At 72.1% G+C, this 25748-nt stretch carries 18 protein-coding genes; 16 read left to right on the forward strand and 2 right to left on the reverse strand.

Annotated features, from left to right (window positions below):
• Positions 1-15: 15 nt before the first annotated feature.
• The gene (gene corA / locus BJ971_RS26490) at positions 16-1050 is read right to left on the reverse strand and encodes a magnesium/cobalt transporter CorA (RefSeq protein ID WP_221478846.1); all 1035 of its coding nucleotides are present in this window, start codon (positions 1048-1050) and stop codon (positions 16-18) included.
• Between the two features lie 25 nt (positions 1051-1075).
• Positions 1076-1552: a polyphosphate kinase 2 family protein gene (locus BJ971_RS26495; protein WP_184995912.1), complete on the reverse strand. Its 477-nt coding sequence runs from the start codon at positions 1550-1552 to the stop codon at positions 1076-1078.
• A 674-nt stretch (positions 1553-2226) separates the two neighbouring features.
• Here BJ971_RS26495 and BJ971_RS26500 point away from each other — a divergent pair.
• The 16 genes from BJ971_RS26500 to BJ971_RS26575 all read left to right on the forward strand — a co-directional run bounded on the left by BJ971_RS26500 (position 2227) and on the right by BJ971_RS26575 (position 25748).
• Complete coding sequence (locus tag BJ971_RS26500; RefSeq protein ID WP_184995913.1) at positions 2227-3525, forward strand: lysine N(6)-hydroxylase/L-ornithine N(5)-oxygenase family protein; 1299 nt, start codon at positions 2227-2229, stop codon at positions 3523-3525.
• Complete coding sequence (locus tag BJ971_RS26505; protein ID WP_184995914.1) at positions 3522-4553, forward strand: NAD(P)/FAD-dependent oxidoreductase; 1032 nt, start codon at positions 3522-3524, stop codon at positions 4551-4553. The genes BJ971_RS26500 and BJ971_RS26505 overlap by 4 nt, the downstream gene beginning before the upstream one ends.
• Complete coding sequence (locus tag BJ971_RS26510) at positions 4553-6769, forward strand: class I tRNA ligase family protein (protein WP_184995915.1); 2217 nt, start codon at positions 4553-4555, stop codon at positions 6767-6769. The genes BJ971_RS26505 and BJ971_RS26510 overlap by 1 nt, the downstream gene beginning before the upstream one ends.
• A complete protein-coding gene (locus BJ971_RS26515) occupies positions 6766-10017 on the forward strand; it encodes a non-ribosomal peptide synthetase (protein ID WP_184995916.1) in 3252 nt (1083 codons plus the stop codon). Before BJ971_RS26510 ends, BJ971_RS26515 begins: the two co-directional genes overlap by 4 nt.
• Positions 10014-11519, forward strand: a complete 1506-nt coding sequence (locus BJ971_RS26520) for an AMP-binding protein (protein WP_184995917.1) — start codon at positions 10014-10016, stop codon at positions 11517-11519. The genes BJ971_RS26515 and BJ971_RS26520 overlap by 4 nt, the downstream gene beginning before the upstream one ends.
• Positions 11509-11769 carry an acyl carrier protein gene (locus BJ971_RS26525; protein WP_184995918.1) on the forward strand — a complete coding sequence of 87 codons (261 nt, stop codon included), beginning with the start codon at positions 11509-11511 and terminating at the stop codon, positions 11767-11769. Before BJ971_RS26520 ends, BJ971_RS26525 begins: the two co-directional genes overlap by 11 nt.
• On the forward strand, positions 11766-12371 hold the full coding sequence (locus tag BJ971_RS26530; RefSeq protein WP_184995919.1) for a GNAT family N-acetyltransferase: 606 nt from the start codon (positions 11766-11768) through the stop codon (positions 12369-12371). The genes BJ971_RS26525 and BJ971_RS26530 overlap by 4 nt, the downstream gene beginning before the upstream one ends.
• Positions 12368-13384: a C45 family autoproteolytic acyltransferase/hydrolase gene (locus BJ971_RS26535; protein ID WP_184995920.1), complete on the forward strand. Its 1017-nt coding sequence runs from the start codon at positions 12368-12370 to the stop codon at positions 13382-13384. Before BJ971_RS26530 ends, BJ971_RS26535 begins: the two co-directional genes overlap by 4 nt.
• Positions 13381-14307 (forward strand): beta-ketoacyl-[acyl-carrier-protein] synthase family protein, encoded by a 927-nt coding sequence (locus BJ971_RS26540; RefSeq protein ID WP_184995921.1) that lies wholly within the window; start codon positions 13381-13383, stop codon positions 14305-14307. The genes BJ971_RS26535 and BJ971_RS26540 overlap by 4 nt, the downstream gene beginning before the upstream one ends.
• Positions 14308-14330: 23 nt before the next feature.
• Positions 14331-16505, forward strand: coding sequence for an iron-containing redox enzyme family protein (locus BJ971_RS26545; protein ID WP_203709097.1), 2175 nt, complete (start codon positions 14331-14333; stop codon positions 16503-16505).
• Positions 16506-16588: 83 nt separating this feature from the next.
• Entirely contained in the window at positions 16589-17830 is a 1242-nt protein-coding gene (locus BJ971_RS26550; protein ID WP_239087145.1) for an acyl-CoA dehydrogenase family protein, read from the forward strand.
• A gap of 11 nt (positions 17831-17841) precedes the next feature.
• Positions 17842-18957, forward strand: coding sequence for a cytochrome P450 (locus BJ971_RS26555; protein ID WP_184995922.1), 1116 nt, complete (start codon positions 17842-17844; stop codon positions 18955-18957).
• 28 nt (positions 18958-18985) lie between these two features.
• On the forward strand, positions 18986-20029 hold the full coding sequence (locus BJ971_RS26560) for a saccharopine dehydrogenase (protein WP_184995923.1): 1044 nt from the start codon (positions 18986-18988) through the stop codon (positions 20027-20029).
• Positions 20022-21179: a saccharopine dehydrogenase family protein gene (locus tag BJ971_RS26565; RefSeq protein WP_184995924.1), complete on the forward strand. Its 1158-nt coding sequence runs from the start codon at positions 20022-20024 to the stop codon at positions 21177-21179. The genes BJ971_RS26560 and BJ971_RS26565 overlap by 8 nt, the downstream gene beginning before the upstream one ends.
• Complete coding sequence (locus tag BJ971_RS26570) at positions 21179-22480, forward strand: MFS transporter (RefSeq protein ID WP_184995925.1); 1302 nt, start codon at positions 21179-21181, stop codon at positions 22478-22480. The genes BJ971_RS26565 and BJ971_RS26570 overlap by 1 nt, the downstream gene beginning before the upstream one ends.
• Positions 22481-22505: 25 nt before the next feature.
• The gene (locus BJ971_RS26575) at positions 22506-25748 is read left to right on the forward strand and encodes a non-ribosomal peptide synthetase (RefSeq protein WP_184995926.1); all 3243 of its coding nucleotides are present in this window, start codon (positions 22506-22508) and stop codon (positions 25746-25748) included.

Genomic DNA, 25748 nt, shown 5'->3' on the forward strand with positions numbered 1-25748 from the left:
GGCCGGTTCCGCCGGTCAGAGCCAGCCGGAACGGCGGAGACGCCGGTACAGCAGGACCGCGCTGATGACCATGACGGTCAGCACCGCGGGGTAGCCGTAGCGCCATTGCAGTTCCGGCATGAAGGCGAAGTTCATTCCGTAGATCCCCGCGATGGCGGTCTGGAGGGCGGCTATCGCGGCCCACGAGGCGATCTTGCGCATGTCGTTGTTCTGCGCGACGGTGACCTGCGCGAGGTGCGCCTGCAGGATGGAGCTGAGCAGGTCGTCATAGCCGATCACCTGCTCCACGACGCGGGCGTGGTGATCGGCGACGTCGCGGAAGTAGCGGCGGATCTCCTTGGGCAGCGTCAGTGCCTGGCGGTCGGTGATGACGGCCAGCGGGCGTTGCAGCGGCATGACCGCGGACTTGAACTCCATCAGCTCCTGCTTGAACTGGTAGATCTGCCCGATGCCGAGGTTCGGGTGCCGGCTGAACGCCGATGCCTCGACGGCGTCCAGGTCGACCTGCATGGCATCGGCGATCTCGACGTAACCGTCGACGACCCGGTCGTAGACGGCGTGCACGACCGCCCACGGGCCCTGCGCCAGCAGCTCCGGTCTGGTCTCGAGGTCGGCGCGCACGGAACGCAGCTCACCGACCGCACCCTGGCGTACGGTCACGACGAAGTTCTCGGAGACGAAGATCCAGGCCACGCCGGTGTGGACGATCTCGCTCGTGTCGGTGAGCTCGGCGTGCTCGACGTACTGCGCCGCACGCACGATGAGGAACGTGATGTCCTCGTAGAGTTCGAGCTTCGGCCGCTGTTCCTGGTGCAGCACGTCCTCGACGGCGAGGGGATGCAGGCCGAAGATCTCCGCGACGCGGGCGAGCGTCTCCTCGTCCGGATCGTGCAGACCGATCCACACGAACGCACCTTCGGCGTGACGGGCCTCTTCGCACAACGCGGACACATCCGGCGCGCCGGGCTGGCGGGCACCGTCGCGGTAGAGGGCACAGTCCACCACCGACCGACTCAGCTCCGGCAGGTGCGCTTCGGCGCGATCGAGCATGACGCCTCCTCCGGGAGCTGGGTGGTCAGTCCTTGATCGAGTCTCGGCCGCGCTGCACGAGCAGAGGATCCGCGGGGAAGACCACCGCGGTGTCCTTGCCCTCGTAGTCGAACTGGTCCAGGAAGAACCGCATCGCGTTGATCCGCGCCCGCTTGGTCAACGCCACCACCCGGGCAGCACGCGGATTCAGATGCTCCATGAACCGCTTGATCGTCCCGCCCTTACCAGCCGCGTCACGACCCTCACACACGATGACATGCTTCGTCGCCGTGTCCAGCGCCCAGTACTGGAACTTCAACAACTCGATCTGCAACTGATACTTCTGCTCCTCATACACATCACGATCGAGGCGCTCGCCGTACGGATAATCCTGCCGCCAGGTCTCCACCGGACTACCACCCGGATCGATCAGATCCGGATCCGACAGGTGCGCGTCATGCCGCACGCTGTAACCCTCACGCAGCAACTGGTCCAGGTACTCGCGGAAGTTCTCACGTATCACCCCTGGAGTATCGATCGACGCGCCTCGACTTCGGTTGCGAGAAGGTGAACGAGCGCCCTCGGCTGGTGTTCGTCCACGTCAACAAACCCGTCAGCGAGGGCCGCACCAACGGTCCATGCCTCGCTGGTTGAACACGTCATCACGCTTCGGATCGGCCACCGTCCACCGTATGACCAAGTCCGCCACCCGGTGAGGGATCATCGCCACCGGCGATGGATCCGAGATGAACGGCCGTCTACCGCACCGTGAGCCACAGTAGAAAGAAAGACATCACCTCGAAGTGCATCAAATTGACTTTCGTGAATAAATAGGGATATTGAAATAGGATGTGGTGCGACGCCACCCGGACGGCGAGAGATGTCCGGCTCGCCGGTTTGGTTGCGAACTCAGGCGATTGAGGCGGCCCGCTCTCGCAGGTGGTCCGCGCCGCCTGGATGTCGGGCGGGCGACAGAAAACGCCCCCGTGCCAGCGTATTTAAGCGGCACCATACCGGCAATTAAGCGTCTCTATAAGGCTCGTTGACACCCCTATGCGGCTGGCTTACGTTTCCCGTCGAAGGTTTCCGGAACCGCAGAAAGAATGCTTTCCACCACGCCGTTGAGGCGGCGGCATGCGGACGGGACCATGAATGCGCGTTCCCAGCACCAGGAAGGTGATTCTGAGCGTGGAAGCCATGTCGCGAGACGATGATGACAGACACTTTCGCTGTCTTGGCATCGGTGCGGGGCCGGCGAATCTGAGCCTGGCCAGCCTGATGCACGGGCACACCGAGATCACGAACCGTTTCCTCGAGCGCCGGCCGACCTTCGGCTGGCACGACGGCCAGCAGATGCCCGGCGCGACCCTGCAGGTGTCGACGCTGAAGGACCTCGTCACCCTCTCGGATCCGACGAACGCGTTCTCGTTCCTCTCCTACCTGCACGAGCAGGGCCGGTTGTACCACTTCATCAACGCGCAGTTCGACGCTGTGCCGCGACAGGAGTTCCGCAACTACATGCAGTGGGCCAGCCGGCGCAACGCCAACATCGCGTTCGGTGAGGAGGTGCTGTCGGTCGACTTCGACGGCGAGTTCGTGGTGCGCACGACCGCCGGCACGATGCGGGCCGACAACATCGCGATCGGGGTCGGCACCGAGACCTGGGTGCCGCAGCATGCCCGGGACGCACTCGGGCCCACCCAGTTCCATGTCAGCGAGTTCCTGTACCGCGCGAGTGAGCTGGCCGGCAAGCGGGTCGCGGTGGTCGGCGGCGGGCAGTCGGGTGCCGAGGCGTTCCTCGACCTCATCTCCCGTCCCGCCAACGAGCTGCCCCGCCGGGTGGCGTGGGTCTCGCGCCGGCCGAACTTCCTGCCGATCGACGACTCACCGTTCACCAACGACTACTACATGCCGTCCTTCTCGGACTACTTCGCCAAGCTCGAGCGGACCACCCGCGACGCGTTCAGCCGTCGCCACATCCTCACCAGCGACGGCATCTCCGAGCCGACCCTGCGCGACATCTACCAGCGTGCCTACCTGCACCGGTTCGTGCACGGCAGCGTCGACCTGTTCGCCCTCTACCCGAACCGGGAGGTGCTTCAGGTCACCGGCGCCGAGGACGACGGCTGGAAGATCACACTGGCCCACAACGACCTGCACGACGTCGGCGAGGAGCTCGATGTCGACGTCATCGTCTGGGCCACCGGCTTCCGGCCGGCCCGGATGGACTTCCTCGCACCGATCGCGCACCGGCTGGAGCGCGAGGGCGACGAGCTGCGCATCGACGACAGCTTCGCGGTGACCTGGGACGGCCCGGCGGACCGCAACATCTTCGTCCAGAACGCTGCGCGGGGGCAGCGCGGGCTGGCCGACCCCAACCTGAGCCTGCTCGCCTGGCGCGCACAGCGGATCGTCGACAAGATCCGCGGCGTCCGGACGGAGAACCAGACCCCCTCGTTCATCGAGTGGTCGAGCAAGCAGGAAGTGGCGTCGTGAACACCGACATCGCCGTCGTCGGTGCCGGCATCGTGGGCACCCTGATCGCCCGCGAGATCGGCCGCCGCGACCCGGCCGCCCGGGTCGTCGTCCTCGACCGCGACGCGGCGGGTTCCGGTGCGAGCCGCCGCTCGGCCGGCCTGCACTTCCCCCGGGGCGCCTCGGCCCGGGTCCGGGACATGTCGGCGTACAGCGAGGCCTACTACGCCCGGCTCGCCGAGGAGGATCCCGGCGCCCCGATCCATCCGCTCGCCATGACGATCATCGCCGACGCCGGGTCGGCCGATGCCGTGCGGGAGGCGTACCTGCCCAGCGCGAAGCTGGCCGAGGCCTTCGGCACGGGCCGGCAGGACGTCGCGGTACCGCCCGGCGGTCTCGCCTGGACGGTCCAGGGTGGGCACTACGCCGAGGTCGGCGCGCTCGCCGCCCGGCTGGCGCCGCCCGGGGTACGCGAAGGCGTCGCCGTCACCGCGGTACGGCCCGGTGACGACGCCGTCCGGCTGAGCCTGTCCACCGGCGAGGAGCTGGTCGCCGGCCGGGTCGTGCTGGCCCCGGGACCGTGGACCGGCGACCCGGCGTGGAGCGAGCTGCTCGCCCCGCTGGAGATCAAGATCAAGCGGGTCGTGGCGCTGCACGTCGACGAGCCGGTCGAGGCCGCCGACCCGTGCGTAGTCATGCACGACGAGGACGCGTTCCTGCTGCCGCTGCGGCACCGCGGCGACTGGCTGTTCAGCTACACGTGCCAGGAGTGGGACGCCGACCCCGGCGCCGCGGCGCCCGCCCTGCGGCCGAACCACCTGCGCGAGGCCCAGGCCGTGCTCGAGCGGTACGCGCCCGAGCTGGCCGGCCGCTGCACCTCGGGGCGCGTCTTCTGCGACGCGTACACCCCCGACCGTCAACCCGCCGTCCGTGCCCTCGACGCGGCCGGACGCATCGTCTTCGCCGGCGGCGCCAACGGTTCGGGGTACCGCCTCGGGCCGGCGATCGCCGCCGAGGCCGTGGACCTGCTCGACGCGAAAGGCCTGTGATGATTCTCAGCACCTACGACGTTTCCGAACTCTCCGATGCCTTCGGCATCGACATGAGCAGCATCGACGGCCTCGGGGTCGGTGCGGGCTGGGGCCGGGTGCGGCCCGGTGTCAGCTCCGATCCGCACCAGCACGACGAGACCGAGACGTTCGTCATCGTCGCCGGCACCGGCGAACTGATCGTCGACGGGCGCCGCCACCGGGTACAGCCCGGCTCGGTCGCCCAGTTCGAGCCGTTCGAGACGCACGTCATCGAGAACGACGGCGAGACGGACCTGATCTTCGCCACGCTGTACTGGCGGGACGCCGAGCGGGCCGGCGAGCGGGCCGGCACCGTCGAGCGGGGCCGGCTGCGTGACCGTCCCGTCTTCGTCTTCTCCACCCCGCCGACCCCCAACGGTGACCTGCACCTCGGTCACCTCTCCGGCCCGTACCTCGGCGCCGACGTGTACGTGCGCTTCCAGCGGCTGGTCGGCAACGAGGCCTGGCACCTGACCGGCAGCGACGACTACCAGAGCTACGTCGTCGAGTGCGCGCGCCGGGAGGGCCGCACGCCAGCCGAGACCGCCGCGCACTACAGCGCCGAGATCGCCCGTACCCTCGAGCTGCTCGACGTGCCGCTGGACCAGTACACGGTGACCGACGCCGACCCCACCTACCGCGAGCAGCTGCAAGCGTTCTTCTCCCGGCTGGCCGACTCGGGCGGCATCGCACCCGGCGAGGCCCCGGCGCTGCTCGACGGCGAGACCGGCCGCTACCTCTACGAGGTGGACGTCTCCGGCGGCTGCCCGCACTGCGGCTCGGGCGCCGGCGGCAACATCTGCGAGGAGTGCGGGGAGCCGAACTTCTGCCACGACCTGGTCGACCCGGTCACCCGGCACTCCGCGGTGCCGCCGGTCGTCGGCACGCAGAGCCGCTACCTGCTCCCGCTGCACGAGCACGCCGGCACGGTCGCCGAGCACCATCACCTCGGCCGGGTTCCGGCCCGGCTGCGCGAGCTCGCCGAGCGGCTGTTCGCCCGCGGCCGCGTCGACGTGCCGGTCAGCCACCCGTCCGCCTGGGGCGTGCCGCCCGCCGAGACCGACGTGACCGACCAGGTCATCTGGGTGTGGCCCGAGATGTCATACGGGTTCCTGCACGGCATCGCCGAGCTCGGCGACCGGCTCGGAACCGGCTGGCAGGCGCACGAGCCGCGGCCGGACTGGAAGATCGTCCACTTCTTCGGCTACGACAACAGCTTCTACCACGCGATCCTCTACCCGGTGCTGTACAAGCTGGCGTATCCAGGATGGACGCCGGACATCGATTATCACGTGAACGAGTTCCTGCTGCTCGACGGCGCGAAGTTCAGCACGAGCCGGCGGCACGCCATCTGGGGCAAGGAGATCCTGGGCCCGGACACCGTCGACGCGGTGCGCTACTACCTCTCCCGGATCCGTTCGGAGGGGCGGCGGACCAACTTCGAGCTCTCCGCGTACGAGGCTGCGGTGCGCGACACCCTGATCGGCGGCTGGCAGCACTGGCTGAACGACCTCGGTCGCCGGATCACCGAGACGTACGGCGGAGTCGCGCCCGACGCCGGCAACTGGACCCCGGAGCACACCGCCTTCCTGGCCCGGCTGGCCGCCCGCCTGACCGCGGTGACCGGCGCTCTCGGCCCGGACGGGTTCTCCCTCAACCAGGCCTCGGCCGAGCTGGACGGCATCGTCTCCGACGTGCGCCGCTTCGTGGCGCAGGAGGCCCGGGTGGCGCAGTCGGCGGGCTGGCGCGACGAGGCCCGCACCGCGATCGCCCTCGAGCTGGCCGCGGCCAAGCTCCTGGCGGCCTGCGCGACGCCGGTCATGCCGCGCTTCGCCGCGTCGCTCGCGGAGGCTCTCGGCGGGAAATCGATCGAGGCCTGGCCGACCACGGTCGCCCTCGTCGAGCCGGGCTCGACGATCAGCCTCGCGGACCGGGTCTTCTTCCTGGCGCCCGCAACCACCGAGCCGGCGCAGCTCGGTTGGCTGAGCGAGACCGTGACGGCGCTGCTGAATCCCGGCAAGGAGGTCGCCGGGCACACCCTTACCGAGCTCGGCGCGACGTCGCTGCACGCCGTCACCCTCCAGTACCAGATCCTCGAGCACTGTGGCGTGGAGATCAGCATCGACGAGCTGCTCGGCGCGGCCACCGTGACCGAGCTCGCGGCGCTCATGGACCGGCAGGCAGTGCCGGCATGAGCGTTCAGGAGCTGCTGCGCGACATCGGCGAACGCGGGCTGAGTATCACCGCCACCGGCGGCGACCTGCGCCTGCAGGGACCGACCGAGCGGATGGACACCGAGCTGGTCGCCCGGATCCGCGCCGCGAAGACCGACCTGCTGGCGCACTTCGAGACGCCCCCGGGCGACCCGATCACCCCGCTCCAGCGCGGCTACCTCGTCGGCCGCGGCGAGGTGGCGGAGCTGGGCGGCGGCGCCAGCCACGTCTACCACGAGTTCGAGGGCAGCTGGGACGTCCCGCGCCTGCGGGCGGCGCTGGCCTCGGTCGTCGCCCGGCACTCCGCGCTGCGCACCGAGTTCACTTCCGGCGGGCGCCAGATCGTGCACGACGACGTGCCGGTGCATATCCGGGTCCGCGATCTGCGCGCCCTGTCGGCCGGTGACCGGGAGCGTGCCCGCGCCGCGTACCGCGAGCGCGCCTCGCACCGGGTGCTGCCGCTGGGCCGGCCGCCGCTGGTGCACGCCGAGGTCAGCGTCATGACCGACGACCTGATGGTGCTGCACGTCAGCCACGACGGCCTGGTAATGGACGGGATCAGCATGTTCCTGTTCTTCCGGGCCTGGTGGCAGGCGTACCAGGGCGAGGAACCGGCCGGGCCCGAGCTGGCGTTCGGCGACTACGTCCGCGAGCTCGAGCAGGCCGCGGCGTCCGCGCCCGCGGCGCGTTCCCTGCGCTGGTGGCGCGAGCGCCTCGACGATCTGGCGCCGGTGCCGGAGCTGCCGCTGGTGGCGAACCCCGCCGCGGTGCGGCGACCCCGCTTCACCCAGCGGGAGGTCCGCCTCGAGCCGGGGCAGTGGGCGAGGCTCACGGACATCGCCCGGCGGCGCGGGCTGACGCCCAACGCCGTGCTGCTCACCGCGTACGCGCAGACGCTGGCGTACTGGGGTGCCGGCGACCGGTTCACGGTCAACACCACGGTGGCCAACCGTCCGCCGATCCACCCCCGGGTCTTCGACGCGATCGGCAACTTCTCCGACGTCATGCTGGTCGAGGCCGTCATCGAGGCGGACGCGGACTTCGCGGGACGCTGCGCCACGATCCAGCGGAACCTGCGACAGGCCCTGGAGAACCGGCACGTCTCCGGCGTCGAGGTGCTCAAGGAGCTCGGCCGCGCCGGCCGGGCGGCCCGCGCGCCGTACACCTTCAACTGCGCCGTCGGTTACGTGCGGGCCGGCGTCGACGGCTCCGCCCTGGATCTCTTCGGGCCCGAGGTCTTCTCGGTCAGCCAGACGCCGCAGGTGTACCTCAACGTCTTCGCGATGGAGCAGCACGGCGGCCTGATCGTCCAGGTCGACTCCGTCGACGAGCTGTTCCCGGACGGCCTGCCGGCCGCCCTCGTCGCCGGCTACCAGCAGCTGCTGGAGGGCCTGTGCGACGACGACGCGTGGGACTCGGCGCGGGTCGACCTGCTGCCCGCCGCGCAGCGGCGGAGCCGGGAGCACGCGAACGCCACCGCGGCGCCGGAGGCCGACCGCCTGCTCTGGCAGGACATCCTCGACCGGGCGGCCGAGCGGCCCGCCGAACCGGCGATCATCACCGCGCACGGCACGGTGTCCTACGCCGAGCTGGTACGCCGGGCGCAGGGCGCCGCGCGCTGGCTCAGCGAGCGCGGCGTCGGCCGCGGTGACCTCGTCGGGCTGGTCATGCGGCGCGGGCCGGAGCAGATCGTCGGCATCCTGGCCACGCTGCTGACCGGGGCCGCCTACCTGCCGGTCGACGCCGGCCTGCCCGCCGAGCGGCGCGCCTTCCTGCTGGAGGACGGCAAGGTCCGCTACATCCTGACCAACGCGCCCGGCGCGGAACCCGACGCGCTCCTGCTCGACGACGTGCTGTCGGCCGAGACCGTCGACTCCCCCGCCCGGGCGCACGTCGACGACCTGGCCTACGTGCTCTACACCTCCGGCACGACGGGTCAGCCCAAGGGCGTCATGGTCAGCCATCGCAACGTCGCCAACGTGGTCGCGGACTGCACGGCGCGGTTCGGTGTCGACGCCACCGACCGGTTCTTCGGCATCAGCGGGTTCAACTTCGACCTGTCGGTCTACGACGTCTTCGGCGCCCTGTCGGTCGGCGCGGCGATCGTGCTGCCCGACGCGGACCGGGCCGGTGATCCCGCGCACTGGCTGGACCTGTGCGCCCGGCACGGCGTCACCGTGTGGAACTCGGTGCCGGCGATCGTCGCGCTGCTGCACGAGCAGGCCGCCGCCGACCCGTCCCGGCTGGACAGCCTGCGCCTGGTGATGATGAGCGGCGACCGGATCCCGGCCGAGCTGCCGGGCGCGCTGCTGCGGCTGAAGCCGGACCTCGAGGTCGTCTCGCTGGGCGGCCCGACGGAGACGACGATCTGGAACATCCTGCACCCGATCGGCGTCGCCGACGACGGGAGCCGGCCGGTGCCGTACGGGCGGCCGAATCGCAACAACACGGCGTTCGTCCGCGGGCCCGAGGGCTGGGACCGGCCGGACTGGGTGGCCGGCGAGATCTGGGCGGGCGGCACCGGGGTGGCCCGCGGGTACCACGGCGACGGCGAGCGGACGGCGGAGCGCTTCGCCGGCGGGTTCTACCGCACCGGCGACCTGGGCCGGTACCTGCCGGACGGATCGATCGAGATCCTCGGGCGCAGCGACTTCCAAATCAAGATCAACGGCTACCGGATCGAGGCCGGCGAGGTCGAGTCCCGCCTGGTCGCGCTCGCCGCGGTGCGCCAGGCCGTGGTCGTCCGGGGCTCCGGCTCGCACGGCGACCGGCTCACGGCCCACCTGGTGGCCGCCGGCACCGACCGGCCCACCCTGGGCGAGCTGCGCGAGCAGCTCGGTGTCCACCTGCCCGACTACATGATCCCGAGCGGGGTGGTCTGGCACGAGAGCCTCCCGCTGACCCGCAACGGCAAGGTCGACCGTGGCCGGCTCGCCGAGACCGCGCCGGTCGCGGAACCCGCGCCCGTCGCGGAACCGGCGGAGGCCGGGCCGGCCCTGCCGGCCGACTCCGTCGAGGCCGAGCTGGCCCAGCTGTGGTCCGGCATCCTGCGGGTGCCGACGGTGTCGCCGGACGCCAGCGTCTACGACCTCGGCGGCGACTCCCTGGCCGCCGCCCGGATCCTCACCGAGGTACGCAAGCACTTCGGTGTCACCATCCCGCTGGAGCAGATGTACGAGGTCCGGACCGTACGCCTGCTGGCGCGGCGACTGCGAGCGGACGCGCGATGACCGACAACCTGATCAACCAGTTGGTGTCGGCCGTGCCGGCACCCGGGCACCGGCTGCGGATCGCCCGGCTCGGCGGCGACGAGAGCATCGAGCTGACCGAGGTGCACGCCGCGGCGGACCGGCTCGCCGCGGCCCTGTACGCCGACGGGGTACGCCCCGGCGACCGGATCGGCATCCTGGCCGCCAACGGCCTGCAATGGGTGCTGCTGGATCTCGCCGCGCTGCGGCTGAAGGCGGTGACCTGCGGGTTCGAGCCGGGCAAGTTCGACGCCACGACGCAGACGGTCGACGAGTACGGGCTCGCCCTGCTCTTCACCGACGCCACCGGCGCCCGCGACACCCGGATCAGGCCGATCGCACAGGTCGACGAGCTGGCCAAGCGTCAGGGCGGGATCGCGCTGCCCTGGCAGCGGCACGAGGCGACCACGATCAAGTTCACCTCCGGCAGCACGGGCCGGCCCAAGGGCCTGTCCGCCTCGGTGGGCAGCATCGACTCGTCGCTGCGCGCGGTGCAGGAGATGTTCGAACACGGCCCGGACGACGACATCTTCGTGTTCCTGCCGCTGTCGCTGCTGCAGCAGCGGTACTGGGTCTACTCCGCGCTGATCTACGGCCACGACGTGACGATCAGCTCGTACGCGGCGGCCTTCGCGGCCATGCGGCGGACCCGCCCGACGGTGGTCATGGGTGTGCCGGGCTTCTTCGCCTCGGCCCAGCGGCACATCGAGGAGCAGGCCGCGCGCCGGTCGATCGGCGTCGCCGAGGCGGCGCGGGCGCTCTTCGGCGACCGGATCCGCTACCTGTGGACCGGATCCGCGCCCGCCGACCCGGCGACACTCCAGTTCTTCGACGACTGCGGCATGCCGATCTTCGAGGGCTACGGGCTCAACGAGACCTGCATCGTGAGCAAGAACCACCCGAAGGCTAACCGGCGCGGCAGCGTCGGCCAGGTCCTGCCGGGCAAGCACGTTCTCATCGACGACGACGGGCGGGTCAGCGTCCGCAGCGACGACCCGGTCGGCATGCGGTACACCTTCGCCGCGCCCGGCGAGTCCGAGCGCGTCTTCGGCACGGACGGCGTGGTGCGCACCGGCGACCTCGGCCGCATCGACGCCGACGGCTTCCTCTGGATCGGGGGCCGCGCGGACGACGTGATCGTGCTGGACAACGGCAAGAAGGTGATCGTCCGGCCGATCGAGGAGCGGCTGCGCGACAGCCCGCTGATCGACCAGGCCGTGGTGTTCTGCCCGGCGCAGACGCACCTAGTCGCGGTGGTGTCGCCGGCCGGCGACGCCGACCCGGCGGAGATCGGGCGGCACCTGGCCCGGACCAATGAGGCGTTGGAACGCGACGAGCAGATCCGCCGGGTGGTGCTGGCCGCCGAGCCGTTCAGCATCGACAACGGGCTGCTGACCTCCCAGTACAAGCCGCGGCGGGCACAGATCCTCGCGCGGTACTCCACGGCGATCACGGCGAAAGGCGATGGTGTGCATGTCCACTGATCTTCAGACGATGGTGCGCGACCGGATAGCGCAGGTCCTCACCGATGTCACCCCCGCCGAGCTGGACATGTCCGCGGACCTGGCGGACCAGTACGGGCTCACCTCGCTGAACAAGGTGCTGCTGGTGATGTCGGTGTGCGACGAGTCCGGCGTGGACGTCGCCCACTTCACCGAGCAGGACGTCGCCGCGGTACGCAGCGGCGACGACCTGGTCACCGCGCTGACCGCACACCAGGGAGCCGTGGCATGAGCTGGGCCGAGCAGGCCGCCGCCGCGCGGCTGGAGGACGACGTCGTCCTGCTGCGCCCGGTCGAGGCCGGTGACCGGGCGGCGGTGCAGGACGTGGCGATGGACCCCGACATCTGGCGCTACTTCGTGTCGCGGGTGGAGACCGAGCAGGAGTTCGACTCCTTCTTCGAGACGATGCTCGCCGACCTGAAGGCGCGCAAGCGCATCCCGTTCGTCGTGATCGACAAGGCGTCCGGGCGCATCGCGGGCAGCATGAGCTACGGCAACCTGGCCGAGCCCGACGGGCGGATGGAGATCGGCTGGTCCTGGCTCGGCCGCGACTACCGCGGCCAGGGCCTGAACCGGCCCGCGAAGCGGCTGCTGCTGCGGTTCGCCTTCACGGTGCTGGGCGCCGAGCGGGTGGAGTTCAAGACCGACGTGCTCAACGAGCAGGCCCGCGCGGGGCTGCTCGGCATCGGCGCCGTCGAGGAGGGCGTGCTGCGCAGCTTCAACCCGATGCCGGGCGGCCGGCGCCGCGACGCGATCTTCTACAGCGTGCTCCGCACGGAGTGGCCCGGTGTCGACCGGATCCTGGCCGCCGCCGCGGCCGCGGTGGCCCGATGACCATCCCGGCCGTCGCGCTGACCGGCGGCCCGTACGAGCGCGGGCTGCGGCACGGCCGCGCCCGGGCCGGGGCGCTGCGCGACTTCCTGGACGACGGCCTGGCCCGGCTCGACCGGATCCTGCCCCGGCCGGTCGACCGGGACGAGCTGGATCCGCTGCTCGACCGCTACGCGGCGGCGATCACCGAGGCGCTGCCCGAGCTGGCGGAGGAGATCCGCGGGCTGGCCGACGGCGCCGGGCTCACGCACCGCGAGGCGGTGCTGCTGCAGGTGCGCCGGGAGCTGCTCGGCTACTCCAGGGTGCCGGCGATGGGCGACTGCACGACGTACGCGATGGCCGGCCCGGAGCCGCTGCTGGCGCAGACGATCGACCTCAACGGTGATCTCGACGACCAGATCGCCGTGCTCGGCACCGGGCGCTCGCTGCTGCTCAGCTTCGGTGGCCAGCTCGGCTACCTCGGGCTCAACGGCGGCGGCCTGGCGGTCGGCCTGAACCTGGTCCTCGGCGGGCAGTGGGGTCCGGGCGTCCCGCCCTATCTCGCCATCCGCCACGTGCTCGACACCTGCGACAACGTCGGTGACGCCGTCAAGCAGCTCGAGTCGCTGCCGCTGGCGAGTTCCCGGTGCTTCGTGGTGTGCGACCGGGACCGGGCCGGATTCGCCGAGGCGCTCGGCGGCCGGCTGCGGTTCCGGGAGACGGCGCGGCCGGTGCACACCAACCACTTCCTGGACCCGGAGTTCGCGGCGCACGACGAGCTGAACGTCTTCGCCCGCAACTCCTCGGTGCGCCGTCTGGACGCGTGCCGCGCCGCGCTGGCGGACCTGCCGGCCGGCGCCGGCCCGGAGGCGCACCTGGACCTGCTGGCGCGGGCGCCGATCACGGTTCCGGGCGACGGCGACATCCGCCGCGAGCGGACGGTCGCCGCCGTCGTCGCGCTGCCCGAGCGCGGGGAGCTGCACGTGCGTCCCGGCGACCCGTCGCGATCGAGCACGGAGGTGTTCACGCTCCGATGACCACGACCGTGCTGCTGAGCGGCGCCGCGTACGAGCTGGGCGAGATCGAGGTCGCCCACGACGAGCTGCCGCGCTTCGCCGACCGGCTCCGGGAGCACCGGATGCCCGACATGCCCGCCCTGTGGGGCTGGGGCAGCGTGCGGCGCACGAACCGGTCCGTCGCGGCGCTCGCCGTGGCGAGCGGGCGCGCGACACTCGCCGCCGCCGGCGCCGACCCGGCCGGGGTCGACGCCGTCCTGCTCTGCTGCACGCGCTTCGAGGGTGGCCCCGAGACCCACGGCGGCTTCGTCGCCGAGGTGATGGACGGCCTCGGGCTGCCGAGCGCCGCCTGCACCGGGATCACGCTCAACCGCTGCACCAACCTGCTGGCCGGCATCGACCTGGCCACCGCCTGGGTGGCCGCCCGTCGCTACCGCCGGGTCCTGGTCGTCACCGCCGACCGGGTCGCCGCCGAGGAGGACCGCTTCGAGCAGTTCGCCCTGTTCAGCGACGGCGCCGCGAGCTGCCTGGTCGCCGACGCCGCGTCCGGCGAGCCCGCCTTCGAGGTGCTCGGCTGCGCGAGCGCGCAGCACAACGCGCAGCTCGACTGGTCTCACGAGATCAGCCCGGAGCTGTCCCGGCAGGTGAACGACGAGCTGGCCAAGGTCACCGGCGTGGCGACCGGCGACCTGGCCGCCCTGCTGCCCGCCAATCTGTTCCTGCCGCTGCTCTCCATGAAGGAGCGTCAGGGCGGCTTCACCGCCGCGCAGCTCGACACCGGCAACATCGCCCGGCTGGGGCACTGCTTCGCCGCCGACCCACTGATCAACCTCGCCGACCGGGCCGGCCGCGGCGACCTCGCCGCCGGCTCCACCTACCTGCTCGCCGTCAGCGTGCCGGGCGCCCGCCACGGCGTCCTGCTGCGCGCCCGACCCACCTCGTAGAACCCGTCTCCCGGGAGGACCCAGTGCCCGCCTTCGAACTGCCGGACAGGATCACGTCACTGCCGGCTCGCACGTTCGAGTTCGACCCGTCCGCCGCGGCGGCGGCGAGCGCGATCCTCGCCGGTCGCCCCGCCGAGGCGCTGCACCGGCTGCTGCGCGACCAGGAGAGCCAGGTCGGCCTGCTGGTCGCCCGCCGCGTCATCGCGGCCTTCCTCGGCGAGCCGGCCGCGCCGCACGGCCCGGCCGAGGACGCGGCGGCGCTCACCGCCCGGATCCTGGAGGTCCGCGAGGATCTCGCGCCCCGGCTGCGGGCGCTCGCGGCCATCGAGGACACCGAGGTACGCGACGCCGTGCTGCGCCAGCGCGCCCCGCTCGCCCTGATCGGCGGCTGCTGGCTGGACACGCTGTCGCAGCCGGCCACCCAGCCCGCGGTGATCGTGAACCGGCTCTTCGGCCAGCACTTCGTGCTGCACGGTGAGGGCAACCACCAGCGCGGCATCCACCACCAGCGGCGCCGGGCCCTCGAGGAGGCCGGTGTCTACCTGCCCGCGGTCGACGCCGTCGACTTCCTCGTCCAGGCCCGGGCCCGGGAGCTGACCGCGCTGCACGGGCTGTTCCAGCTCTCGCTGTCCCGGCTGTCGGCCAGCTTCCTGCCCGAGACCACCGGCGCGCACGTGGCCCATCACCTGCTCGGCGTCGACGACCTGCTGCTGGGCCGCGCGAGCGTGCTCGGCGCCGCCGAGCTGGGCGAGGTTCTGCTCGAATACGCGACGACGGCCGGACCGGCCGACTGGCGGCGGACGCTCGCCGCCGCCGACCTCGTCGTCGCGCTGGAACGCGAGCACGTGGAGCTGCTCGAGTCGACCGCCCGCTGGTACGCGGAGCTGCCGCTGGAGGGCAAGGTCTGCGAGATCATCGGCCGGCACGCCCGCTTCGCCGGCCGCCAGCACGGCGAGGTACGCGTCGCCGGGCGCAAGCTGTCGGACATGCTGGACGACCCGGAGCTGGACCTGGGCGCCTTCGTCCGGATGATGCGCAACTCGCGGCAGCTCAAGGCGATCCGCGGCGGCGACAGCCGGTTCATGCGCGCCATCAAGTTCGGCGGCCCGATGTTCGGCATCTTCGACGAGCGGGAGGCCGCCGTCTTCAAGGCCTGGGCGCAGGCCGCACAGGCGGGATCGCTGCCCGACACGGATCCGCCGGTAAACCGGCTCGGTGACCGGGCCGCGGCCCGCTGGGCGGCCGCGCTGAGCGCGAGCGAGCCGACCGACGTCGTCTACGCGGTCGCCGCGCCGGCCGACGACCGGGCGCTGTTCCACCGGCTCGTCAACATCGAGTCGTACCCGAACACGCTGCCGATCGCCCGCGACCACGCGGCCGCGAACCTGGCCGCGGCGGAGCTGCTGTTCACGTTCGGCGCCGGCGGCCGGCTCACCGACGCGAGCTGGTTCGACTACACACCCGAGGCGCTGCTCGAACGGGTCGAGCAGGTCTACTGGAAGAAGCTCGTCGACCCGTTCCGTCCGCTGACCGAGATCCCGGACCGGGACGAGGTCATCTTCGGCCAGAAGACGTTCGCCCTCGGCAGCCTCATCGACGGCGCGTGGGCACACCGGATCGGCAACGTCGGCCGCTACCACCGGATCAGCGACGGCATGCTGGCGTCGATCTACGCCGACGAGATGGGCCGCGGCGACGTCCGCAAGAACCACATCACGCTCATCGTGCAGGTGCTGAAGAGCATGGACATCGACGTACCGCACATCCGCGACGACGCCTTCCTGGACCAGGGCGACCTGCCCGACCACCTGTACGGCTTCTCGATCCACCAGCTGAGCCTCGCGCTGTTCCCGGACACCTTCTATCCGGAGATCCTCGGCTACAACCTGGGCATCGAGATGTTCGGCCTCGGCGAGATGCGCCTGCACGAGATGCAGAAGCTCCGGCATCACGGCTTCGACCCGGTCTACGAGGAGGCGCACCTGTCGATCGACAACTTCTCGGCCGGGCACGCACGACAGTCGGCGGAGATCATCGTCGGCTACCTCGACGAGGTGGCGCGCACGGTCGGCGCCGACGCGGTGGCGCCCGAGTGGCGGCGGATCTGGCGCGGCTACGCCTCGTTCGCGTACTTCGTCGAGGCGAACCTGGTCCGGGCGATGAGCGCACCGGCCGCCACCGCGGAGATGACGATCTGATGACTATGAGCGATCTTCAACCTGGCCTCGGGCCAGAGGTATCCGGGCCGTCGACATCCGCCGGGAGCTGCCGCCCGGGCCACGTGGAAAAAGGCTCACTGCTGAGCACCGAACGACCGACCCTGGCCGGCCTCGACCCGGCGATGCTGGGGCTGCCGTTCTATGAGGACCGCCACGCCGAGCTGGCCGAGCGGGTCACCGCCTGGACCGCCCGGCACGCCGAACTGTGGCGGCGGCCCCTGCCGAGCCCGCCCGCCGAGCACGGCCGTACCGTGCTGCGGGAGCTCGGCGACGCCGGCCTGCTGGCGTTCCTGCACCCGGCCGCGCCGGGCACGGACGGTGACCTCCGGTCGCTGTGCCTGGCCCGCGAGGCCCTCGCCTACGCCGACGACCTGGCCGACTTCGCGTTCTCGATCCAGGCCCTGTCGGCGACACCGATCCTGCGGCACGGCTCGCCCGCGCAGCGCGAGCGGTTCCTGCCCGGGCTCGCGGCCGGCACGCTCCAGGGCGCGTTCGCCGTCTCCGAGCCGCAGGCGGGCTCCGACCTGGCCGCCGCCGCGACCCGGGCGACCCGCGAGGGTGACGGCTTCGTCCTCGACGGGGTCAAGGCGTGGATCGCCAACGCCGGCACCGCCGACGTGTACGCGGTCCTGGCCCGCACCGGTGAGGGCGCCGCCGCGCTGGGGCTCAGCATGTTCCTCGTCCCGGCGGACACGCCGGGCGTCCGGATCGAGCCCGCGGACCTGGTCGCACCGCGCGCCTTCGGTCACCTGCACCTGGACGGGGTGCGGCTGGGCGCGGACGCGCTGCTGGGCCGCTCCGGCGGCGGGTTCGCGATCGCCCTTGAGGTGCTCGACCGGTTCCGGATGACGGTCGGCGCCGCCGCCGTCGGGTTCGCGCGCCGGGCCGCGCACAGCGCCCTGCGGCACACCCGGAGCCGGGCGATCTATGGCAGCCGGCTCAGCGACCTGGGCACGGTCCGCGCGGCCCTGGCCGACATGGACGTACGCCTGAACGCTGCGGGCCTGCTCGTGGCCCGCGCCGCCTGGGAGGCCGACCGGGAATCGCGCTACCAGAAGCACTCGGCGATCGCCAAGCTCTACGCCACCGAGGCCGCGCAGTCCGTCGTCGACGACTGCGTGCAGATGTTCGGCGCCGCGGGCCTCGTCGCTGACACCATCACGGAACGCCTCTACCGTCAGATCCGATCGCTCCGCATCTATGAGGGTGCCTCGGAGGTCCAGCGCGACGTCATCGCCGGCTCGTTGGACCTGCGACGCGCTCAGCAATGCGGCGCGATCTTCGACGTTGACCGTGAGTCGTGAGAGGACCCACCGTGCCCGACCTGAACCCCATCACCGCGGTGACCGCCGCCGATCCGTACCCGTACTACGCCGCCCTGGTCGCCGACCGCCCGTTCGGCCGCGACGAGGACCTGGGCCTGTGGGTGGCCGCGGATGCCGCGTCCGTCACGGCGGTGCTCGGCGAACCCGCCCTTCGGGTACGCCCGCCGGCGGCGCCGGTACCGCCGGGCATCGTCGGCACACCCGCCGGGGACGTGTTCGGCCGGCTGGTCCGGATGACCGACGGCGAGCCGCAGCAGCGCCTGAAGCGGGCCGTCGTCGCGGCGCTCACCACGGCCGACGCGGACCGGGTCGCCGCGCTGACCGCCGAGCGCACCGCGTACGCGATCAAGCAGCAGGCGTCGCCGCGCGACTTCATGTTCGCGGTGCCCGCCCAGGTGGTGGCGGTCCTCAGCGGACTGGACGACCCGGCCGCCGACGAGGCGAGCACGCTGATCGCCGACTTCGTGCAGTGCATTCCGGCCACCGCGACGCCGGAGCAGAACGCCCGGGCGGCAACGGCCGCCGCCGCGCTGCGCGACCTGCTCGGCCCGGCGCTCGACGCCCGCGGCGACGGGCTGCTTGCCGAGCTGGTCCGCGCGGCCGGCCCGGACGCCGAGCCGGCGGCGGTGCTCGCCAACGGCCTCGGGCTGCTGTCGCAGACCTTCGACGCCACCGCGGGGCTGATCGGCAACACGCTGGTCGCCCTCGCCCGAGACGCCTCGCTGCGGGGGTCCGCCCCGACCCGGGCCGTCGTCGCCGAGGTCGCACGCCACGACGCGCCCATCCAGAACACGCGGCGCTTCGCGGCCGAACCGGTCGTGGTCGCCGGCACCGAGCTGGCCGCCGGCGACGCGATCCTGGTCGTGCTGGCCGCGGCCAACCGGGACCCGGCCGTCAACGAGGCGCCCGCCGAGTTCCGCACCGACCGCAGCGATCCCGCGGTGTTCACGTTCGGCGCGGGGGCGCACGGATGCCCCGGCCGGCTGATCGCCACCACGATCGCCGCCGCGGTCGTCGACGCTCTGCTGTCCGCCGGTATCGCACCGGCCGCCGCCGGACCGGTTACCTACCTGCCATTGGCGAACGCGCGGATTCCCGCGTTCTAGCCGTCCGCCATCGCCGAAGGAGCCCACCTTGCCCCACCTATGGTTACGACACGAGACCCGGCAGACCGAACGCCGGACCGCCATCACCGCGGTCGACGCGGAGCGCCTCGTCCGCGGCGGCGCGACCGTCACCGTCGAGGAGTCGCCGCAGCGGGTCGACGAGATCGAGCGGTACCGCGCGGCCGGCTGCCGGATCGTGCCGGCCGCCGGCTGGTTCGACGCACCCGACGACGTGGTCGTCGTGGGGCTCAAGGAGCTTCCCGTGCTGCCGGCCGCCCTGCGGCACCGGCACGTCTACTTCGGCCACGCCTACAAGAACCAGGAGGGCGCCCCCGAGCTGCTGCGCCGGTTCGCGGCCGGCGGCGGGATGCTGCTGGACGCCGAGTACCTGACCGACGAGTCCGGCCGGCGGCTGGCCTCGTTCGGCTACTGGGCCGGATATCTGGGCGCCGCGCTGACGATCCTGCGGCACCGCGGGCGGCTGACGACGCCGCTGCACCCGTACACGAAGGATGAGCTCGCCGCGGCCCTGGCGCCGAGGCCCGGTGACCCGGTCCCCCGGGTACTGGTCATCGGCGCGCAGGGCCGCTGCGGCCAGGGCGCGCAGGACGCCCTTGCCGCGGCGGGCCTCGGCGCCACCTGCTGGGATCTCGCCGAGACCCGCGCGCTGGACAAGGCGGCGCTGCTCGACCACGACGTGCTGATCAACACGGTGCTGGTGCACGAGCCGGTGCCGCCGTTCGTCACCCACCTCGACCTCGACAGCCCGCGCCGGCTGTCGCTGATCTGCGACGTCACCTGCGACGTCACCTCCGACTGCAACACGCTGCCGATCTATCAGCGGGTCACGTCGTGGCCGGAGCCGGTGGTCCGGCTGCGCGGCGGCGAGCAACCGCTGGATCTGATCGCGATCGACAACCTGCCTTCGCTGCTGCCGGCGGAGGCGAGCATCGCCTTCTCCGCACAGCTCACCCCGCTGCTGGCCCGGCTCGACGACCCCGCCGACCCGGTCTGGGAGCGCGCCGCCGGCGAGTTCCGGCTCGCCGTCGCCTCGAGGACCGCCGATGTCTGAGCCGATCGCCGCCAGCGGCAACGTGCACTGGGCCGGAACGGGCCTGTCCTCCGGCAGCGGCCTGGCCGAGCTGGCCGGCGCCGCGCGGCGGGTGACGCTGTGGGGCCGTAGCGTCGCCAAGGCCGAGCGCCGCCTCGCCGACCTCGGCCTGTCCGGGCGGGTGGCCGCCGCGGACATCGCCGGGCTGCCGGTCGCGGTCGGACCCGGCGATGTCGTGATCTCCATGCTGCCGGCCACCGAGCACGCCGCGTTGCTGCGGCTCTGCCTCGACCGGGGTGCCCACTTCGCCTGCACCAGCTACGTCTCGCCCGAGCTCGCCGCCGCCGACGGCCCGGCCCGCGCGGGCGGGCTGGTGGTGCTCACCGAGGCGGGCCTGGACCCGGGCATCGACCACCTGTTCGCGCACGACCTGGTGGCGCGCGCCCGCAAGGCGGTCGGCGACGGCCCGGCTTCCGTACGGTTCACGTCCTTCTGCGGCGGCGTGCCGGCCGAGCCCAACGACTTCCGCTACCGGTTCAGCTGGGCACCGCGGGGCGTGCTGTCGGCGCTGGGCTCCCCCGCGCGCTCGATCGAGAAGGGCGAGCCGCGCACGGTCGAGCGTCCCTGGGAGGCGGTCACGGAGTACGACCTGGACGGCGAGGTGTTCGAGGTCTATCCCAACCGCGACAGCGTGCCGTTCGTGGCCCAGTACGACTTCCCGGACGGCTGGCGGCCGGAGACGTTCGTGCGGGGCACCCTGCGCCTCGGCGGCTGGCGCGAGGCCTGGCGCGACGTGTTCGCCGTCGTCCGCGACGGCGGCCCCGCCGACCTGGACGCCCTGGCCACCGAGCTCGCCGCCCGCTATCCGATGCGTCCCGGCGACCGCGATCGGGTGGTGCTCGCGGTCGAGCTGGACGTCACGACCGGCTCCGGGAGCTGGTCCGGGCGCTACCTGCTCGACGCCGTCGGCGACGAGCACGAGACGGCGATGGCCCGGACCGTGTCCCTGCCGCTCGCCTACGGCGTCCTCGAGATCCTCGCCGGGTCCACCCCGGCCGGCCTGCACCGGGCGCTCGCTGACCCGGCCGCGGCCGGGCGCGGCCTCACGTTCCTGCGCGGTCGGGGCCTCGACTGCGCGCTGAGCACTCCTGACCGAACCGGAGAGATCTGATGGCCGAAGCCGTGCCGGGCGCCCTGCGCAACCCGGACTTCCGTAAATTCTGGATCGGGGAGACGGTGTCGCTGTTCGGCTCCGAGGTGACCCGCTTCGTGCTGCCGCTCGTCGCCGTGCTCACCCTGGGCGCCTCGGCGTTCGAGGTCGGCGTGCTCAACGCGCTGCGCTACGTCCCGATCGTGATCGTGTCGCTGTTCGCCGGCATCTGGCTCGACCGGCGCCGCCGGCTGCCGGTCCTCATCGGCAGCAACGTCGTCCGGGCCGCCTGCATCGGGCTCGTGCCGCTGCTGGCGACCCTCGGCGGCCTGACCATGTGGACACTCGGCGCCGTCGCGCTGGTGCTGGGCACGTTCACCGTGATCTTCGACGTCGGCTCGCTGTCGCTGGTGCCGAACCTGGTCGACCGCCCGCAGCTGCCCGACGCCAACGGCCGGCTACAGACGTCGTTCTCGGCGGCCATGATCGTGGGACCCGGCGTCGGCGGCTTCCTGGTCACCGCGATGGGTGCTCCGCTCACGCTGAGCGTCAACGCGGCCTCGTACGCCTTCAGCGTCGTCATGCTGTTGCTGCTGACCGTCCGCGAGCCCGAGCCGCAGGCGGCGGCGGACCGGCCCACCGTGCGGGCGTCCATCGCCGAAGGCCTGCACGCCGTGTTCGGCAACCGGGTGCTGCGCAACCTGCTCAGTCAGTCCGCCACGTTCAACCTCGCGCAGAACGCCATGATGACGGTCTTCGTGATCTACACCGTGCGCTATCTCGGCCTCACCGCCGGGGAGCTCGGGCTGGTGCTGGGCATCGGGTCGCTCGGCGCGCTGGCCGGCGGGCTGCTGGCCACCCGGATCACCCGCGCCGTCGGCTACGGCCGATCGCTGCGCCTGGCCACCATCGTCGCCGGGCTGGCACCGCTGACGTTCCTGCTCGCGCGGGGCAGCGACGTCGTCTCGGTCGCGCTGCTCACCGGCGCGTACGGCACGGCCGGCTTCATGCTGATGATCTACAACATCAACACCGTCTCGCTGCGCCAGGTGGTCACCCCGAACCGGCTGCTGGCCCGGATGAACGCGAGCTACCGGATGGTGCTGTTCGGCACGATCCCGCTGGGTGCGCTGCTCGGCGGCTCGCTCGCGCAGTACCTGGGCCTGCGCCCGGCCATGGTGATCACGGTGGTGCTGCTGACCGCCCCGATCGCCTGGACGTTCTTCTCCCCCGTCTTCCGGCTGCCGACGCTGCCGAGCGGGCCGGACGACCCGCTGGTCGCGCCCGCCCCCGCCGAACCGACTCCCGTCCCCGCGGCCTGACCCACCCTTCAAGAGGAGAAAGCTGATGCTGTCCGACTCCCAGCGCGCGGCCCTGGCCGCCCGCCTGCGCCAGGGGCGCGGCACGACCACGATCCCGCGCCGCGACCCGAACCTCGCCGAGCTGCCGCTCTCCAGCGGTCAGGAACAGCTGTGGTTCATCGACCAGTTCGCGCCGGGGCTGCCCACCTACAACGTCGCCGGCACCCTGAACCTCGACGGTGACCTCGACACCGACGCGCTGGGCCGGGCCTTCGACGCCCTCGTCGCCCGGCACGAGATCCTGCGCACCCGGATCGACACCGTAGACGGCCGGCCGGTGCAGGTCGTCGACGCGCCGCCGGACCCGGTCACCCTGACCGTGCGCGACCTCTCCGGGCTGTCCGAGGCGGAGCGTCAGGCCGCGTTCGCCGCCGAGGCGGTCGCCTTCGGGCTGCTGCCGTTCGACCTGGCGAAGGGTCCGCTGATCCGGACCGAGCTGGTCCGCCTGGCGCCGCGCCGCCACGCCCTGCACCTCAACGTCCACCACAGCGCGTTCGACGGCTGGTCCTTCGCCGTCTGCGTCCGTGAGCTGGCCGCGCTGTACGCCGCCGAGGTCGCCGGCGCGCCCGCCGGCCTGCCGGAGCTGCCGATCCAGTTCGCCGACTACGCCCTGTGGGAGCGCGGCCGGCTGGACGGCGCGGGCGTCGACGAGCTGGTGGCGTACTGGAAGGAGGCGCTGCACGGCGCCGCCTCCGTGCAGCTGCCGACCGACCGGCCCCGGCCGGTGCTCCAGTCCTTCGACGGGGCGATCGCCCGCAAGGCGATGGGCGCCGACGTGCTCGCCGGGCTCCGGGAGCTGGGCCGGGCCGAGGGCACCACCACGTTCGTGACGCTGCTCAGCGCGTTGCAGGTGCTGCTGCACCGCTACAGCGGCCAGGACGACATCGTGGTGGGCACCGCCAGCGCCAACCGCGGCCGCAGCGAGCTGGTGCCGCTGATCGGCTACCTGGTGAACACGCTGCCGATCCGCACCGACACCTCCGGCGATCCGACCTTCACCGAGCTGCTTGGCCGGGTCAAGGAGACCGTCCTCGGCGCGTACGCGCATCAGGAACTGCCGTTCCCCCGGCTGGTCGAGGCGCTGAAGGTGGAGCGGGACGCCAGCCGGGCGCCGCTGTTCCAGATCGGCTTCACGATCAACGAGGACGAGCCGGACCGCATCGAGGCCAGCGGCGTCACCGTCTCCGTCGAGCCGATCGACGCGCCGACCGCCAAGTTCGACCTGAACTTCTTCATGCAGGCGCACGGCGACCTGGTCGTCGAGGTGGCGTACGCGACCGCGCTCTACGACGCCGCCACCGTCGCCCGGATGCTCGACTCGCTGGAGGTGCTGGTCCGCGGCATCGTCGCCGATCCGTCCCGGAAGCTGTCCGACCTGCCCGTGCTGACGGAGCACGACCTGCACCAGGAGCTGGTCGGCTGGAACTCGAACACCATGGAGCTGGCACCGGCGCTGCTGCACGAGCTGGTCCAGCGGCAGGCCGCCCGGGTGCCGGACGCGCAGGCCGCGGTGATGGACGGCCGGGCGCTCACCTACGCCCAGCTCAACGCCGCCGCCAACCGCGGCGCCCGGCGCCTGCGCGCGGCGGGCGTCGGCCCGGAGTCGCTGGTCGGCGTGCACATGCGCCCGTCGATCGAGCGATTCGCCGGCATCCTCGCGATCCTCAAGGCCGGCGGCGCGTGGGTGCCGCTGGACCCGGACTACCCGGCCGACCGGCTCGAGTTCATGATCGACGACGCGGACGTCCGGGTGATCCTCGCCGACGACGGCGGCCGCGACTTCGGCGCGACGGTCATCGTGCCGGCCCGGGACTGGCCGGACGACGGCGAGATCGCCGACACCGACCTGGACGTCGCGCTCGAACCCGCCAACGCCGCGTACGTGATCTACACCTCCGGGTCCACCGGCCGTCCCAAGGGCGTGATCGTCGAGCACCGGCAGGTCTCGAACTTCGTGCAGGGCGTGGTGGCGCAGTGGGGCCTCGACGAGCACGACCGCTTCCTGCAGTTCGCGTCGCTCAACTTCGACGTGTCGGTGATGGACATGTTCCTCGCGCTCGGCTCGGGTGGCGCGGCGATCTTCGGCAGCCGGGAGACGCTCATGTCGCCGCCGCGGCTGATCGCCCTGATGCGCGACGAGCGGGTGACCTTCGCCTGCCTGCCGCCGGCGGTCCTCAACCTGATCAGCGGGGCGGAGCTGCCCGACCAGCGGGTGCTGATCTCCGCCGGCGAGGAGCTCTCCGGCGAGCTGGTCCGCAGCTGGCTGCGGCCCGGCCTGCGGCTGTGCAACGGCTACGGCCCGACCGAGGCGACCATCGGCGCGACCATCATGGAGCTGGGTCCCGAGGACGTCGCGGCCCCGCCGATCGGGATGCCCAAGCCCAACTACCGGGCGTACGTGCTCGACCGCCACCTGCATCCGGTGCCGGTCGGTGTCGCCGGCGAGCTGCACCTGGGCGGACCCGGCGTGGCCCGCGGCTACCTGAACCGGCCGGAGCTGACCGCCGAGAAGTTCATCAAGGACCCGTTCGTCGACGAGCCGGGCGCCCGCATGTACCGCACCGGCGACCTGGTCCGCCGCCGGCCCGACGGCAACCTGGTCTTCCTCGGCCGGATCGACGGGCAGATCAAGATCCGTGGCCTGCGCGTCGAGCTCGGCGAGATCGAGACGGCGATGGCCACGCACGATGCGGTCCTACAGGCCGCGGTCGTGGTGCGCGACGATCCCGCCGGCGACAAGCAGCTTGTCGGCTACGCGCGGGTGGCACCCGGCGGGCCGGCGCTGAGCATCCCGGACCTGCGGCAGCACCTGTCCCAGATGCTGCCCGCGTACATGATCCCCACGCACATCCTGTTGCTCGACGCGTTCCCGCTGAACGCCAGCGGGAAGATCGACCGGGCCGCGCTGCCGGACCCGGACGTCACCGAGGCGGACACCGCGTTCGTGGCGCCCCGCACGCTGATCGAGACGGCCGTGACCGACATGTACGCGAACCTGCTCAAGGTCGAGCGGGTCAGCGTCGAGGACAGCTTCTTCGATCTCGGCGGCAACTCGCTCCAGGCGATGCGGCTGATCACGAGGCTCAGGACCGACCTGGCAGTGGACGCCGACGTGACCGCCGTCTTCCTGGCGCCGACGCCGGCGCAGCTCACCGTGCTGCTCCGCGACAAGTTCGGCCTGGACGACATCGATCTGGGCGACGAGGACCTCGACGCGGTTCTGAGCTGA

Origin of the sequence: Amorphoplanes digitatis (assembly GCF_014205335.1) — a bacterium.
In the GTDB taxonomy this organism is placed as follows: Bacteria; Actinomycetota; Actinomycetes; order Mycobacteriales; family Micromonosporaceae; genus Actinoplanes; species Actinoplanes digitatus.